This is a genomic window from Streptomyces sp. HUAS 15-9 (assembly GCF_025642155.1).
Lineage (GTDB): Bacteria > Actinomycetota > Actinomycetes > Streptomycetales > Streptomycetaceae > Streptomyces.
In genome coordinates this window covers 6,597,253-6,612,459 of sequence record NZ_CP106798.1, presented here as the reverse complement: position 1 = coordinate 6,612,459, position 15,207 = coordinate 6,597,253, and the positions used below count along the sequence as shown (strand labels likewise).

At 70.1% G+C, this 15,207-nt stretch carries 10 protein-coding genes and 1 pseudogene; 7 read left to right on the top strand and 4 right to left on the bottom strand.

All coding sequences use genetic code 11. The annotated features are described in order from the left end of the window. Positions 1–57: 57 nt before the first annotated feature. Positions 58–5,547 (bottom strand): annotated as a pseudogene (locus N8I87_RS30560) (beta-ketoacyl synthase N-terminal-like domain-containing protein); the annotation flags it as partial. A 130-nt stretch (positions 5,548–5,677) separates the two neighbouring features. After that, complete coding sequence (locus N8I87_RS30555; protein WP_263213554.1) at positions 5,678–6,154, bottom strand: flavodoxin family protein; 477 nt, start codon at positions 6,152–6,154, stop codon at positions 5,678–5,680. Between the two features lie 869 nt (positions 6,155–7,023). Between N8I87_RS30555 and N8I87_RS30550 the strand changes: the two genes are divergently transcribed. From N8I87_RS30550 to N8I87_RS30540, 3 genes are read left to right on the top strand one after another with little or no spacing between them, the layout of a single operon-like run. After that, the gene (locus N8I87_RS30550) at positions 7,024–7,944 is read left to right on the top strand and encodes an ABC transporter ATP-binding protein (protein WP_263216741.1); all 921 of its coding nucleotides are present in this window, start codon (positions 7,024–7,026) and stop codon (positions 7,942–7,944) included. Continuing rightward, positions 7,941–9,500: an ABC transporter permease gene (locus N8I87_RS30545; protein ID WP_263213552.1), complete on the top strand. Its 1,560-nt coding sequence runs from the start codon at positions 7,941–7,943 to the stop codon at positions 9,498–9,500. The genes N8I87_RS30550 and N8I87_RS30545 overlap by 4 nt, the downstream gene beginning before the upstream one ends. A 35-nt stretch (positions 9,501–9,535) precedes the next feature. Beyond that, complete coding sequence (locus N8I87_RS30540; RefSeq protein ID WP_263213550.1) at positions 9,536–10,555, top strand: NAD(P)-binding domain-containing protein; 1,020 nt, start codon at positions 9,536–9,538, stop codon at positions 10,553–10,555. Between the two features lie 65 nt (positions 10,556–10,620). Here the strand turns inward: N8I87_RS30540 and N8I87_RS30535 are convergent, their stop codons facing one another. Both N8I87_RS30535 and N8I87_RS30525 read right to left on the bottom strand, forming a co-directional pair. Further along, the gene (locus N8I87_RS30535) at positions 10,621–10,794 is read right to left on the bottom strand and encodes a hypothetical protein (RefSeq protein ID WP_263213548.1); all 174 of its coding nucleotides are present in this window, start codon (positions 10,792–10,794) and stop codon (positions 10,621–10,623) included. 272 nt (positions 10,795–11,066) lie between these two features. Beyond that, on the bottom strand, positions 11,067–11,240 hold the full coding sequence (locus N8I87_RS30525) for a hypothetical protein (protein ID WP_263213546.1): 174 nt from the start codon (positions 11,238–11,240) through the stop codon (positions 11,067–11,069). A 717-nt stretch (positions 11,241–11,957) separates the two neighbouring features. Between N8I87_RS30525 and N8I87_RS30520 the strand changes: the two genes are divergently transcribed. The 4 genes from N8I87_RS30520 to N8I87_RS30505 all read left to right on the top strand — a co-directional run bounded on the left by N8I87_RS30520 (position 11,958) and on the right by N8I87_RS30505 (position 14,983). Then, entirely contained in the window at positions 11,958–13,067 is a 1,110-nt protein-coding gene (locus tag N8I87_RS30520) for a ParB/RepB/Spo0J family partition protein (RefSeq protein WP_263213544.1), read from the top strand. Positions 13,068–13,331: 264 nt separating this feature from the next. Beyond that, positions 13,332–14,219 (top strand): UbiA family prenyltransferase, encoded by an 888-nt coding sequence (locus tag N8I87_RS30515; RefSeq protein WP_263213542.1) that lies wholly within the window; start codon positions 13,332–13,334, stop codon positions 14,217–14,219. Between the two features lie 18 nt (positions 14,220–14,237). Continuing rightward, on the top strand, positions 14,238–14,804 hold the full coding sequence (locus tag N8I87_RS30510; RefSeq protein ID WP_263213540.1) for a hypothetical protein: 567 nt from the start codon (positions 14,238–14,240) through the stop codon (positions 14,802–14,804). Next, a complete protein-coding gene (locus N8I87_RS30505; RefSeq protein WP_263213538.1) occupies positions 14,801–14,983 on the top strand; it encodes a hypothetical protein in 183 nt (60 codons plus the stop codon). Before N8I87_RS30510 ends, N8I87_RS30505 begins: the two co-directional genes overlap by 4 nt. The last annotated feature ends 224 nt before the right edge of the window (positions 14,984–15,207 follow it).

Genomic DNA, 15,207 nt, shown 5'->3' with positions numbered 1-15,207 from the left:
CCGCCGGGCGAGGAGGCCGGCGGGCCGCAGCGCGATCTGGTCCTCGTGGTCCGGGTTGCTCAGGGCGACGGCCAGCCGGTCGCCCGCGGCCTCGTCGAGCGGACCTTGGACGTCGACGAGTCCACCCCAGCGCTCCGGATGCTCCAGGCCCACCACCCGGCCCAGTCCCCAGGCGAGCGCCTGCACCGGGTGGGTGACCGGGTCGTCCGGGCCGGTGCCGACGGCGCCGCGGGTGAGGAGCCACAGCGGCGCGCTCACGCCGATGTCGCCCAGCGCCTGCACCAGCGCCAGGGTCAGGGCGGCCCCGCGTGCCAGCCCGGGTTGACCGGGCACCGGCGTCTCGTCCAGGGCGAGCAGCGACACCACTGCGCGCAGGGCGGGCTCGCGCCAGGCCGGGCCGTCGAGCGCCGCGGCGAGCGCCGCACGGTCGGCGTCCGCGGCGACGGCGATCTCGGCGACCGTGCCGCCCCGCGCGGCGATCGCCGCGCGCAACCATCCGGTCAGCTCGTCCGGGACCGGCCGGTCCGGGGCCACGACCAGCCAGGTGCCGGGCAGCGCGGCCGTGGCCATACCGGCCTGCGGGGTCCAGGCGACCCGATAGCGCCAGGCGGCGGCGGTCTCCCGGTCGAGGCTCTCCCGGTGCCAGGCCGAGAGCGCGGGGAGCACGGCGGCGAGGGCGTCGCGCTGAGCGGCGCCGGCGATTCCCAGCACACCGCTGAGCGCCTCCGCGTCGCCGCGCTCGACGCTCTGCCAGAGCGCCTCCTCGGCGCCGGAGCGCGGCGGAGCCGTCCCCTCCAGGGGGCCGGTCCGGCCCGCGGCCGGTGCTTCCTCGATGCCGGGGAGCCAGCAACGTTCACGCTGCCAGGGGTACGCGGGGAGCCGCACCACCGGCGGTACGGCTCCGTACAGACGCGTCCAGTCGACCGGGAAGCCGGCGCAGTACAGCCAGCCGAGCTCGCCGAGCAGAGCGGCGCGGCCGGGACGGTCACGGTGCAGCGACGCCACGGCCACGCCCTGCGAGCCCCGGGTCTCGAGCTTCTCGGTGAGCGCGCCGACCAGCATGGGATGGCCGGAGATCTCCACGAAGACGTCGTGCCCGGCGTCGAGGAGGGTGTCGACGGCCTGGTCGAGCAGCACCGGCCGGCGCAGGTTGGTCGCCCAGTACCCGGCGTCCAGCTCCGTGCCCTCGATCGCCCGTCCGGTGACGCTGGAGACGACGGTACGGTCCGTCGGGCGCGGCGTGAGACCGGCGACCGCATCCCGCAACTCGCCCTGCAACGGCTCCATCTGGGGGCTGTGCGATGCGTAGTCGACCGACTCGAGGACCCGGCAGAACACCCCTTCCTCGTCGAGGGTGGCGGCGAGGCGTTCGATCGCCGTGGTCTCGCCCGAGATGACGGTCGACGTCGGGCTGTTGCTCGCGGCGACCGAGACGGATCCGTGGTCCAGCCGGTCCAGGATCCGTTGCGTCTCGTCGAACGTGGCGCCGACGACGGCCATCTTGCCCCGGCCGATCACGGTGCGGATCACCCGGCCACGGTGCAGGGCCACGCGGAGTGCGTCGTCGAGGTCGAGCGCGCCGGAGACGTGCGCGGCCGCGATCTCCCCCACGCTGTGTCCCACCACCGCATCCGGCTCGACGCCCCATGACCGCCACAGGGCGGCGAGGGCGATCTGCAGCGCACAGGTGGCGGGCTGCACCACGCCGGGGTCCGCGAGCCGGGAGCGCTCCGGCGCCATGGTGAGCTGATCGATCAACGACCACTCGACGTGCTGCCGGAGCGAGGCGTCGCAACGCTCCAGGGCCTCGCGGAACACCGGCTCCTGGTCGAGCAGCTCCGCGGTCAGTGGCCACCAGCGAGGTCCCTGACCGGAGAAGACGAACGCCACCCGGGAACGGCGGCCCGTGCTCCGGCCGCTCCGGGCCACGCCGGGGTGGTCCTCGCCGCGCACGAACGCGGCCAGGCCGTCACGGAGTTCGGCCGCCGATCGGCCGACGCAGGTCAGTCGCTGCGCGTGGTGGGTCCGGCGCACCGCGGCCGCGGCGCAGTACTCCGCCACGGTGGCTTCGGCGCCCGGTGCGTCCAGCTGAGCCATGTGCCGGGCGGCGAGCTCGCGCAGGGCCTGCTCGGTCGGGGCGGAGACGGTGAGCAGGTGGGCCCGGTCGCCGAAACGGTTCGACTGCGGCGCGACCGACGGCGGGGCCTCCTGCAGAACCAGGTGGGCGTTGGTGCCGCCGAAGCCGAAGGCGCTCACCCCGGCCAGGGCGGGACCGTCCCCGGCCGGCCAGGGCTGCGCGGTGTCGGCCACCCGCAGCGCCAGCTCCTCGAAGGGGATGTGCGGGTTGGCCTCGTGGAAGTGCAGGCTCGCCGGGATCCGGCGGTGGCGCAGCATCAGGGCGACCTTGATCAGACCCGCGACGCCCGCCGCGGCCTCCAGATGACCGAGGTTCGACTTGACCGAGCCCACCAGGCAGGGCTGGGCGCGGTCGCGGCGCGCGGAGACCACGGCCGCGAGCGCCTTCGCCTCGATGGGGTCGCCGAGCAGCGTGCCGGTGCCGTGCGCCTCGACGTAGTGGACATCCTCCGGCGCGACGCCCGCCCGGGCGTACGCGGTGTGCAGGACCGCTTCCTGGGCGCGCGGGTTGGGCGCCATGAGGCCGTTGGTCCTGCCGTCCTGGTTCACCGCGCCGCCGCGGATGACGGCGTACATGGGATCCCCGTCGCGCAGCGCCGCGGACAGCGGCTTCAGCACCACCACACCGGCACCCTCGGCGCGGACGTAACCGTCGGCGCGCGAGTCGAACGTCTTGCAGCGCCCGTCGCGGGCCATCGCTCCGGCCTTGGCGAAGTTGATCGCCAGCGCCGGGGAGAGGATGAGGTTCACGCCGCCCGCGAGGGCGAGCGTGCAGTCGCCCTGCGCGATGCTCGCACAGGCCTGCTGCACGGCGACCAGGGAGGACGAGCAGGCCGTGTCGATCGCCAGGCTCGGCCCGCGCAGGTCGAACAGGTAGGAGAGGCGGTTCGCGGCGATGCTGAGCGCGTTGCCGGTGCCGGTGTGCGCATCGATCTGGTCGAGCCGCTGGTACTGCAGGTGACCGTAGTCGTTGGTGGCGACGCCCATGAACACGCCGGTGGCCGAGCCGGCCAGGCGCTCCGGCACGATGCCCGCGTCCTCCAGGGCCTCCCAGGCGACCTCGGCGAGCAGCCGCTGCTGAGGGTCCATGCGGGCGGCCTCACGCGGGGAGATCCCGAAGAAGGTCGCGTCGAAGCGGTCGACGTCCCGGAGGAACCCGCCCCACCGGGTGGTGGTCTTCCCGGGCACGGTGGGGTCCTCGTCGAAGAAGTCCTCGGCCTTCCAGCGGTCGGCGGGCACCTCCGTCACCGCGTCCCGGCCCTCGCCGAGCAGTTGCCAGAACTCGTCCGGCCCGTCGGCACCGCCGGGAAGGCGGCAGCCGATACCGATGACGGCGACCGGTTCGGTGCCGTCGCCGCCCGCGGCCGGGGTGGGCAGCGGCGCGGCGGCCTCGGCGCCGTCCGCCAGGAAGGCCGCCAGGGCCTCGACCGTCGGGTATTCCCAGGCCAGCGTGGCCGGAAGCGAGCGTCCGGACCACCGCTCCAGTTCGCCGATCATCCCGACCAGCTCCACGGACTGCAACCCGTAGCCGGCGAGCGGCATCCGGGGGTCGAGGCTTTCGGGGGCGACGCGCAGACGCCCGGCGAGCTCCTCGAGGAGGCGCTTCTCATACGTCGCGCGAAGCTCGCCGTTCGCCCGGGTGGCCGGCGCGCCGCGCACCTCGGGGGAGTCGGCGGGGGCCGAGGGAGCGCTCCACCGCCCGACCGCGTCGAGCGTACCGGCGAGGTACGCCTCCTTGCAGGCGTAGCGCTGCAGTTTGCCGCTCGACGTCTTCGGGATGCTCCCCGGCGTGACCAGCACGATGTCGTGTACCTGTAGGCCGTGATGTTCGGCGACCGCCGCCCGGACGGCCGTGAATATCTCCTCGGCCGCGGCGCCGGCGGCGCCCCGCACGGCCTGCACCACGACGAGTTCCTCCGCCTCGCCCGAGTCCACCGAGAACGCGATGCCGGCGCCACGGCGCAGGGCCGGGTGCGCCTCCTCAACGGTGCGCTCGATGTCGTGCGGGTAGTGGTTCTTGCCGGCGATGATGATCAGGTCCTTGATCCGGCCGGTGACGTACAGCTCGCCGTCGTGCAGGAAGCCTAGGTCGCCGGTGCGCAGGAACGGCCCTTCGCCGCCGGCGAGGCGGGCCTCCAGCCGCTCGGCGCTCTCCTCGGGACGGCCCCGGAATCCCCGCGCGATGCTGGGACCGGCGACCCAGATCTCGCCGACCTCCCCGTCCGGCAGCGGGGTACGCGCGTCCGGCGCGACGATCACCAGCCGATGTCCGGAAATGATCTGTCCGCAGCTGACCAGGGTCCGGGTGCCCGCACCGGGCTCGGCGGGCTCTGCACGGTTCTGTTCCAGCAGGTCGGCACGTACCCGCAGCAGGGGCGGTTCGGTGGTGCACGCGCCGCCGGCGACGAGCAGCGACGCCTCCGCCATCCCGTAGCAGGGATAGAACGCCGAGCGGCGGAACCCGTTGGGCGCGAAGGAGCGGGCGAACCGCTCCAGCGTCTCCGCGCGTACCGGCTCGGCGCCGGAGAAGGCCACCTGCCAGTTGCTGAGGTCGAGGCCGGCGCGCTCCTCCTCGGAGATCTTCGATACGCAGAGGTCGTAGCCGAAGTTCGGGCCGCCGCTGTGGGTGGCCTTGAAGTCGGAGACGGCGCGGAGCCAGCGGGCGGGCCGCTTGAGGAAGGCCAGCGGCGACATGAACGTCACCGGGTATCCCCGGTAGGCCGGCTCCAGCAGGCCGCCGATGAGTCCCATGTCGTGGTAGGGCGGCAGCCAGACGACACAGCTCGGCTCGGCGCCGTCGAACATGTGCTGGTCGATGGCCGCCAGGTTGGCGAGCAGGTTGTCGTGACTGAGCATCACGCCCTTGGGGCTCCCCGTGGAGCCGGACGTGTACTGCAGGAAGGCGAGATCCTGCCCGCGCACGCCCGGCCGGCGCCAGTCCGCCGCCCCCGCCTCGTCGACCTCGTCCACCGCCAGCCACGGCAGCGCCGCCATCTCCGGTGCCAGCTCCGCGATCTGACCCGCCATCGCCGCCGCGGCGGCGGGCGCCAGCACCACCGACGGCGCGGCGTCCTGGACCACGCCCAGCAACCGGCGAAGCATCCGGGGGACGACGCCGGAATCCGGCGGATAGGCCGGCACCGCCACCACTCCCGCATAGAGGCAGCCGAAGAAGGCCGCCACGTAGTCGATGCCCGGGGGGCAGAGGATCAGAGCCCGGTCACCGACCGCCGCGCGTTCACTCAGCGCCACCGCGACGGCGCGCGCACGCCGGTCGAGCACCGCGCCGGTGAGCAGCTCGGCCTGGTCCTCCCCATCGACCAGGAACCGGTAGAACGGTTCCTCGGCGCGCCCCAGCAGGACGGCGCCGAAGCGGTCGATGAGCGTCTGGTTGGAGGAAGCCCCCGTCATGTCCATATCTCCACCTCATGCGGCGTAGGTCCTGCCTTGGAATCAGGCCGTGGGAAGGCGGCCGAGCCCGGAACACACCCGGCTCGCCGCGCGGCGGCCGGCGCACCGGCCCGGGTCCTCAGTCGGGTCCTCAGGCGAGCGAGGCCCCCCACTGTTCGGCGCGGTCCACTTCGCCGTCGGCCAGCGGACCCTGAGTCGAGGTGACGAGGAAGCTCGAGCGCTCGACCACGCTGACGGAGCGCCGGCGAAGTCGCTTCTCGATCGCCTTCGCCGCGGATCCGCAGAAGAACCCCGTGCCGGTGACGGTGTCGAATGCCGCCACGCGGCATCCCGGGTCACCCGGAAGCGCCTCGAGCCACTCCGCCACACCGGTGGCGGGCACCTGGCCGCCCTTCTCCCGGGCCTGCCGCCGCGAGGCCGGTGAGGGAAGCCCCATGTTGTGTGTGGCAGCGCCCAGGATCAGCAGGTCGACACCATCGAGCGCCGGTCCGAAGCCCGCGGCGGCGACGGTCACGGTCGCGTTGCGGGACCGCAGGCCCGTGGCGATCGCCTCGGCGACCCGCGAGGTGTTGCCGAAGTAGGACTCGGTGATCACCAGAACGTTCATGTTGGCTCCTCAGGGCGGACCGCCGCCGGGTTGCCCGCCCGGCACACGGCACGGTCCGCAGGTGTACGAAAGTCAGGAGGCCGGCCGAGATGTTCGACGGCGTCGGCCCATGGGTTCATCGATCCCCCGGAAAAAACGAAAATCCTCGCGCTGAAAGAGTCACTGCCGCATCGGCAGCTAATCCTGAAAAGGCGCCAGTACGAACATGCACTTAGGACATTACGTTCGTGTGCGGGCTGGTCAGATGTACTTGACGGATAGTCTCGATGTCCGGTGGAAGTGTCAACGCCTCGTTTGTTGACCCCGGATCCCTTGGTCACCTACTGGGCTTGCCTCAATTCGTCGGCGAGGCCGGGTCGGGACCTGCCCCCCTATGTCCGAATTCCACCCGAATTCTATCCGTGAGAGAAATTTGGCGAGTTGAGGGTGAGCGATGGGGGGTGGACGGGATAGCAATTATTGCGCCATAAACTCGCGATTTCCAAGAGCGGACCGCACCTGCATCATTCGGAACTTCCCGCAAGTGCCATCCGGCTCTCATCGTGTTCAACCGTCCAGCTTGGCCGGTTGAACACCCAAGGAACCCGGCTCACTTGGGGTTCCTCGGCGCCTGTGGCCCCGCCGGCGACCGCCGCCCGCAGCCGCTCTTGCAGGATCGGGCGACCCGATGTTCTTATCGAGGTGCGCCGCCAGGCCCGCCGCCCAATAGCACTTCATTTCCCTCGCGTTCTCCCGGGCCGGGGCAGTCCTGTACCACTGGCGTGCGGACGTGAGGAGGACCCGTGCCGGAAGACCTCGGACGGGCAAGCCGTGAGTTGATTCACCCTCACATAACGAAAGATGCTGCCAAGTTGTGCAATCTTGTCAGCATGCATGCAATCGAAGCGGAAGCTCTCTGTAAGAGGTTCGGGCGCACGCAGGCCCTGGACGGCCTTGATCTCACCGTGCGGCAAGGCGAGGTGCACGGGTTCCTCGGGCCGAATGGCGCGGGAAAGAGCACCACAATCCGCGCACTGCTGGGTCAGATCAAGCCGGATTCGGGCCGCGCCACAATCTTCGGGCTGGACTGCCGGAGCCAGTCCGTGCAGGCGCACCGGCGCCTCACCTACGTGCCCGGCGACGTGGCTCTCTGGCCGGGGCTCAGTGGCGGCAGCTGCATCGACATCCTCGGCCGGCTGCAGGGTGGCCTCGACCCGAAGCGGCGCGACGCCCTCGTCGAGCGGTTCGAGCTGGACCCCACCAAACGGACCAGGACGTACTCCAAGGGCAACCGGCAGAAGGTCGCCCTGATCGCGGCGCTGAGCGTTGACGCGGACCTCTACCTCTTCGACGAGCCGACCTCCGGGCTCGACCCGCTGATGGAGGACGTGTTCCAGCAGTGCGTCCGGGAGTTGAAGGACGCCGGCCGCACCGTCCTGCTGAGCAGCCACATCCTGTCCGAGGTGGAGGCCCTCTGCGACCGGGTCAGCATCGTCCGGCGCGGCGTGGTGGTCCGCGAGGGTACGCTGGCCGACCTGCGCAGCCACACGCTGACGACGGTGACCGCCATAACCGGGACCGCCGTGACGCGGCTGGCCGACCTGGACGGCATCGTGGACCTCACCGCCGAACAGCAGCCGGACGGCGTGCACACCCGCTTCCGGGTCGGCCCCGCCGCGCTGGCAAGCGCGGTCGGACACGTTGCCGCGGCCGACCCGACGGCCCTCACCGTGGAACCGCCGAGCCTGGACGAGCTGTTCCTGACGAACTACCGCACCGATACGGTGGCCGACCAGGGGGCCCCGGCATGACGGGATACTGGCGCCTGCTCGCCCTCAGCCTGCGCACCGCGCCGGCCCAGATCCTCGGCTGGGCCCTGGCCGTCTCCGCGCTCGTTGCCAGCAGCGCGTCCACCATCAGCGACAACTACACCGAGCAGGCGGACCGGGCCGCCTACGCGGCCACCTACGTCGGCACGCAGAGCAGCGCCGCTCTTCAGGGCCGCGGCTACAACTTGGAAACCCTGGGCGGCATCCTGGCCAACGAGATGGGTTACCTGACCCTCATCATGCTGCCGCTGATCGGCCTGCACCTGGCAATCCGCTTCACCCGCAGCGTCGAGGACACCGGCCGGCTCGACATTCTGACCGCGGGGTCGGTCCACCGGCTCGCCCCGGCCGCCGCCGGGCTGACCGCCGCCGCCCTCACCGCCGTCCTGACCTTCCTCCTCAGTGCCGCCGCGCTGGTCACGCTCGACTATCCGGTCGCCGGATCGCTGCGGTACGCGGGCGGCCTCGGTGCGCTCATGCTGGCCTTCACCGGCATCGGCGCCCTGGTGGCCCAGTGCTGCCGGGACGCGCGCACCTCATACGTCCTCGCCGTCGCGTGCTGGATGGTCAGCTACCTGGCCCGTGCCGTGGTGGACGCCCGCGGCGTCGATCTGACCTGGGTGAATCCGGAGTCCTGGCTGTCGGAGATCCATCCGTTCGCGGACCGGCCGCCGCTGTGGCCGTGGCTTGCCATCGCAGCGACGGCTGCGGTCTCGTTCACAGCCGCCGGCGTGGTGGCCACTCGTCGCGACCAAGGTGCCGGGCTCATCCCACCGCGCCCCGGACCAGCCACAGCGCCGTCCTGGATGACGAAACCGCTGCATCTGCTGATCCGGCTCACGCGCGGGAGCTGTCTCGGCTGGACCATCGGTGGGGGCCTTTTCGCCTTTTCCTTCGGATACCTGACCAAGCAGATAAGCGTCCTGAGCGCGCTCTCCGGCGCCACACGGGACGACAACATCGACGCCGCTCTGTCGCTCTTCGTCCAGATGAACGCGGTGCTCGCGGCCGCGGCTGCGATCCAGCTCACCCAGTGGCTGGCCACCGAGGAGACTGCCGGACGTGTGGGGTACGCCCTCGCGAGCCCGGTGAGCAGGCGACGTTGGTGGGGAGCCTCCGCTTCGCTGGTAACCGCCTGGTCGGTCATCCTGCTGATCTGCATGGGCGTCTGCACAGGTCTCGGACTCGCGGCCGGACTCGGAGACGTCGGCTATCTCGATGACGGCCTGCCGGCCACACTCGCCTACACGCCGGCGGTGCTGCTCCTGGCGGTGACCGCTGTGACACTGCAGTCGGTGAACCCCCGCACGGTCAGCGTCATGTGGCTCGCCGTCGGCTGGGGCATCGTCGTGTGCCTACGTGCGGACCTGCTCGACCTCCCGGAGTGGGCACGGCGGCTGTCTCCGCTGCATTGGGTGGGTGCCGTTCCTCGAGACGACTGGGACCGGCCTGCCGCGCTGGTCATGGCACTCCTGGCGCTCGCCCTGGCAGCAGCTGCCGTTCTCGCCTTTCAACGCAGAGATCTGCGGGCCGGCTGAGCCCGGTCAATCCTCCAGAAAGGAAGTTCTACCGCATGGAGACGGACAGCAACTGCGCCGTAGTCGGAAGCGGTCTCTTCGGCATCCAGGCCGTCCGCGAGCTCACGCGCCGAGGGATCTCTGTCGACTGGTACTCATCGGATCCCGAACCGGGTGGAATCTGGCAGCCCATGCCGTGGGGCAAGACCCGCGAAAGCACTGAGCTGGTGAATCCGGGATGGTGCATCGCCCCCGAATTCAGAACGAAGCCGACGGTGACGGTCCAGGAGTTTCGTGCTCTCCTGAAGTCCTGGTCCGACGAGAGAACCAACCTCCAGCGCAGACGTTTCCTCACCCGCGTCGACAGTGTCGTGGAGCACGACTCACACGTGCGCGTCACCACCCCTGACAGCGAGACATCGTACGCGTTCGTCGTCGTTGCGACGGGTCGCTACGGGGCGCCGCGCATCCCGGACGAGTGGAGGGACAACTGCTACCACGCCTCCAGCCTGCAGGACCTGTCGTGCATCCAACCCCACGAGTCGGTCCTCGTGATCGGCGGTGGACAGAGCGGGGTGGAGCTCTGCGAGGAGATCATCGAGGATCGGCCCGACATACGACTGTCGTGGTGCACCGGGCGCAAGGTGAGGCTGATATCCCGGCACTCCCCCCTCGCCATGCTGGGGACGTGCGTGCGATATTCCACGAAGGATGAAGCGCCTCGCGGATTCGTGATCACCAAGAGCCCCTCCATGGTCTCGACCCGCTGCAAAATCACGCCGACCCGTGTCCTCCAGGTCGATGGAGGTCGAGTTGAGTTCTCCGACGGGAGTATTCAAAAATTCGACCGCATCATCGCTGCGACCGGGTACGCGTCGCCGGTCGGCTTCGACTTCCCTGCCCCGAATCCGGGCAGGACCAAGGGCATGCGTCTTTCCCCGCGCAGTCGAATCGCCTCCCTGAACCACGACGGCGACGGCTGCGGGGGCGCGTCGATGACCTGTGCCCGCAAGCAGGCAGCTGCGGCTGCCCGGCTCTACGCGGACTTGGGATCCCCGGAGAAGTCGCCGGCGTGACCGGAAGCCGCTCCAGCCTGGAGTGACCCCCAGGGTGGCAGAGCGGAAGAACTGTCCCGAAGAGTTCAAGCGGGACGCGGTGGCCCTGGCGCGATCCTCGAAGGAAGGCCCGCGCCCAGGCGGCCGACGGCGGAGGAGATGCCGGCACGACTCCCGCCGAGAAGGAGGAGCTCGAACATCTGCGGCAGGAAGAAGCCGACGCGGAAGAGGAGTTGCTCCACCGCATTCGGGAGATTCACACCGACTCTCGAGGGGCCTACGGCGCACGACGGATCACCCTGAAGCTGCATCACCAAGGCCACGCCGTGAACCACAAACGTGCCCTGCTGGGAGAATTCAACCGGGAGCGGCTCCACTCGACGATCGGCCACATCACCCCGTACCAGGCGAGGACCCGCTGACACAAAGCGGAAGTGTTCGGGACCTGAGGGGGCACTTCAACCACCGCCCTGCCCGTATGCGTCCCCCGTCGCATACCGGTGGGGCGGTTCCCCTGTGGTCGCGACGTCCCTCAGCCGGCCCGAGCGGCGTCGAAGTCGACGAGCAGTGCTTCGAGGGCGAAGTCGATGCGTGACGCCGTATCACGCCGCTCGTCAACACCCGCACCATCGCCGGAAGCATCGCGTCCGGCCTCGCCGAGCCGCTCGGCGCCGGTGCCGTCACCATGGCCGCGGCGAGCGAGCACCCGGCGAACTCGACCCGGACATCACGCTGTTGCTGGTGGGTGCCCCCGCCCATGAATACTCGCTGCCGAAGCGGGGAACGCCTGCGCAGGCCGCCGCCAAGGGCGCGACCGGGCTGGACGGCATCGGGGTCCGTGAGTGGATCGCCCACGTCACGCCGCGGGCCGAGCGGCCGTCGGCGAGGAGACCCGGGCCCGGACCTGGGGGCCGCACGGGCGGCATCGCTGCACCCCTGACCCGCCGGCACGGGCACAGGCCGTCCGCAGTCGACCGTTTTCGGGTGCCGCTCGTCCCATCTCCCCGGCTCCTCCCCCACCTGACTTCCCTCGCCGCGCTCGGCCACTCTGCCCTCAGGACGCGCCAGGGCAAGGGATGTCGTTGGTTTTAAGCCATAAAACACTATGTCTCAAACGTTGACCTTTGTTCGAATAGGCAGGTCAGCGACGCATAGAGAAGATACACAGTATCTCAAACTTCAAATGCGCTTTACTTGAATCGCCTCACAAGTTGTTGCAAGCCCTCAGGGAGGCTTGTAATCTCACGCCCGGCGGTTTCCGGACAAGGCGTCGGTCCCATCACCGCATCGGCAGTCGCATCGGCACCACAGCCACTGAAGTCCTCAACACCCGCTGAACCACCGGCACATGCCACCGAGGTAGTCATCGGCGTCGGATCGCACCCGGGATGACACTGAGCAGCCGAATACGGGGGGAACGTCAATGATTGCTGTCCACTTCGAGCCACCGCTGCGTGCCCGCACCACGCGTGAACCGAGCACCCCGCCCCGGGAACGGGGCCGGCACCCGGACCTCCCCGCGGTCACCACCGTGCCGATCGCGCTGCTGCTGCCCGCGGACTCGCCCCGCCTGTCGGGTGAGAACCTGGAGCACGCCCACACGCTGGCGGCCTCGGAGCAGGAACTGCCGCCCATCATCGTGCACCGCCAGACCATGCGCGTCATCGACGGGATGCACCGGCTCCGGGTGGCCGTGCTGCGCGGGCAGCCGGAGATCCGGGTCCGCTTCTTCGAGGGGTCCGCGGCCGACGCCTTCGTGCTGGCGGTGAAGTCGAACGTCGGACACGGTCTGCCGCTGACGCTGACCGAACGGGTGAGTGCCGCCGAGCGCATCATCGCCTCCCACGCCCAGTGGTCCGACCGTGTCATCGCCTCGGCGACCGGGCTCTCGGCCACGACCGTGGGGGGACTGCGGCGCCGCAGAAGCGAGACGGGCACGGCCCCCGCCTCCCGCATCGGCCGGGACGGCAGGGTCCGCCCGCTCAGCACGGCGGAAGGGCGCCGGACCGCGGGCAGACTGATCGCCGCGTCGCCCGACGCACCGTTAAGGGAGATTGCGAAGCAGGCGAACCTCTCGCTGGGAACCGTGCGCGATGTGCGCAACAGGGTCCTGCGGGGCGAGGACCCGGTACCCGCCCCCCGCCGGGCGGCGTCGAGGCAGCGGACGCGGCCACCGGCGCAGAACTCGGTGCCCCGGCTTCCCGGGGCGATCGGTGAGAAGGAGCAGCCTCGCGTTGCTGGGCCGGACGCGCCGTCGAACCCGTCGGCCGCGAAGGCTCCCGGCGGCGGCCCACAGGCAGATCTGACCGCGGTCTTCAAGAACCTGTGCGGAGACCCGTCCCTTCGCTACACGGAGACGGGGCGACTGCTGCTGCGGATGCTGGAGACGCAGATCGCCGGCGTACGGCGCTGGGACGAGATCGCGGAATCCGTCCCCTCCCACCGGGCCGCGATGGTGTCCGCCGCAGCCACGGAATGTGCCAGCGCCTGGCAGAAACTCGCGCGGAAGATCTCACAGCAATCTCCTGCATGAACAGCGAACCCCGCGCCGCATTTATTTTCGCCGAGCCGGACAATCAAGAAAATCTTGATCATGGCATATAAGAGTCGGTAGCATCTGAGACCGGTCCAGCCATGGCATGCCCATTCTTTCTTCAACTCGCGAGACTGCCATTTGGGGTATCGCATGCCTTCACACGAAGCCACTGCACGCAGCTCGACCTTACCTTCCGATTCTTCCGAATCCATGGGATCCTCGGAATCCTCCGAATCCGGACCACAAATGTGGCGTGGCCTGGTGCGACTGTCCAAGATCGGAGTGATCCAGCACTACTTCGGCCTGTTTCTCGCCTGGCTCCTGCTGAACCGAGCAGCTCTGGAACGCCCCGGGACGACCCCGGCGATGCTCCTGTTCCTGCTGGGCTCGGCCGCGATCGTGGCCTGCGCCTGCGCCGCGGACGACGTGGTCGGCTACCGCAACGGCAGCGACGCCATCAACTACCAGGAGGGCGAAACCCTCCGGGACATCCGCAAGAAGCCCCTGCTCAGCGGTGCTGTGACGGAGCGGCAGGCGATCGGCTTCGCCATCTCGGCAGGGGCCGCAGCCCTGCTCGCCGGCGCCCTGGCCTTCTGGGTGCTCCGCTGGCAGGCACCCGCCGAGGCCTACGTCATCTATGCCGCCGGTTTCTTCTTCAGTGTGCAGTACTCGGTCGGAATGAAGGTGAGCTACCGGCGGGGCGGCGGGGAAACCCTGCTGTGTCTGTCGACGGCCGCGGGGCTGCTCGCCCCGTTCCTCGCGGTGAACCGGGAATGGACCCGGGCCGCGGTCATCCAGTCCCTGCTGCTCGGCCTGTGGCTGGTCATGGTCAGCAGCTACTCGAACATGAACGACGCCGAGGGCGACCGGTCGGTCGGCCGCAAGACCCTGGCGGTCACCGCCACTCCGACCGTGATAACCGCCATGCAGATGGTGCTTTTCCTGACGTCCACATCCCTGCTGATCTGGATATCCCTCGGCGACCTGCCCCGGTGGACCCTGCTCGCGAGTCTGCCGACTATCGCCCTGCATGGCGCGCAATTGTTCCACGGGCCTCACAAGAAGAATTGGCTCCGGGCTCGCAACCTGGGGCTCATCGCCTACAATTTCGGCTTCGCGGGCCTCGCCTTACCGATGCTGTTCAGTTGAGCGGGGGGAAGAATTCACATGGAATTGAAAGTACCCGAAAAGACAGCAGTAGCGGAAGATCTTGCCAGGCTGCCCGCCCTGTACGACGGCTGCTTCCATGAGATCGCCTGCGCCTCGCGGTCGTCCATCTCCCGGACCGGACTGCGCGGTCTGCGGAAGCTGGATCAGTTCAACGAGGAAGCGGTCGAGGCGCGCAAGGACATCCATGGCGTACTGCGGTCCTGGGCCTGCGTGGCCGCCGAACGGCACGGCATGGCCCTCCCGGAGAGCAGCGTCGGCGCGCTCGTGGCCTTCCTCGTGTCCCACCTCGACTGGCTGACGAGCTTTGCGGCCGCACCGGAGTTCGCCGCGGAAGTCGCCGGCCTGTGCTCCCGGGCCGAGCAGGTCACCAGACGTGCCGCCGCCACCCCCCTGCAGCACGATCTGGGTCGTTGCGTCGAGACGGCTTGCGACGGCCGGCTCACCGCCCGCGCGGTCGCCGGCCGTTCGGCCGCCTCGACGATCGGATGCGACCGCGGACACACCTGGCGGCCGCAGGAGTGGCTGACGTTGTCGGCCCGCCTCAGTGAGCGGGAGACGTCGTGAGCGGGCCCCCGAGACGCCGCCGCGTCAACACCGAACTGGCGGCGCTCGCCGCGGGGGTCTCGCCCGCGACGATCCGTCAGTGGGTCCGGCGCGGCAAACTGACCCGTTACGGCTCACCCAGCCGGGCCGAGTTCGATATCGCGGAGTTGCTTGCGGTTACGCGGCGCGGCAAGGGGTGATGTCGGCTCTGTTGTCCGGTGGGCGTTGGCTTGCCTTGCCGGTGCTGGGGGCTGCCGCCCCCAGACCCCCGCTTCGGCCCTTGAGGGGCACTGCACGGAGATCGGGGTGTGTCCGCCGACGGGCACGCTGCCGACCTCGATCCGCCGCGAGGCGCGCCGCACGGCCGGCCCGATCGGTACGGACGGCATGCCGAGACGCACCGGCGGCGCCATGCGAGAGACCG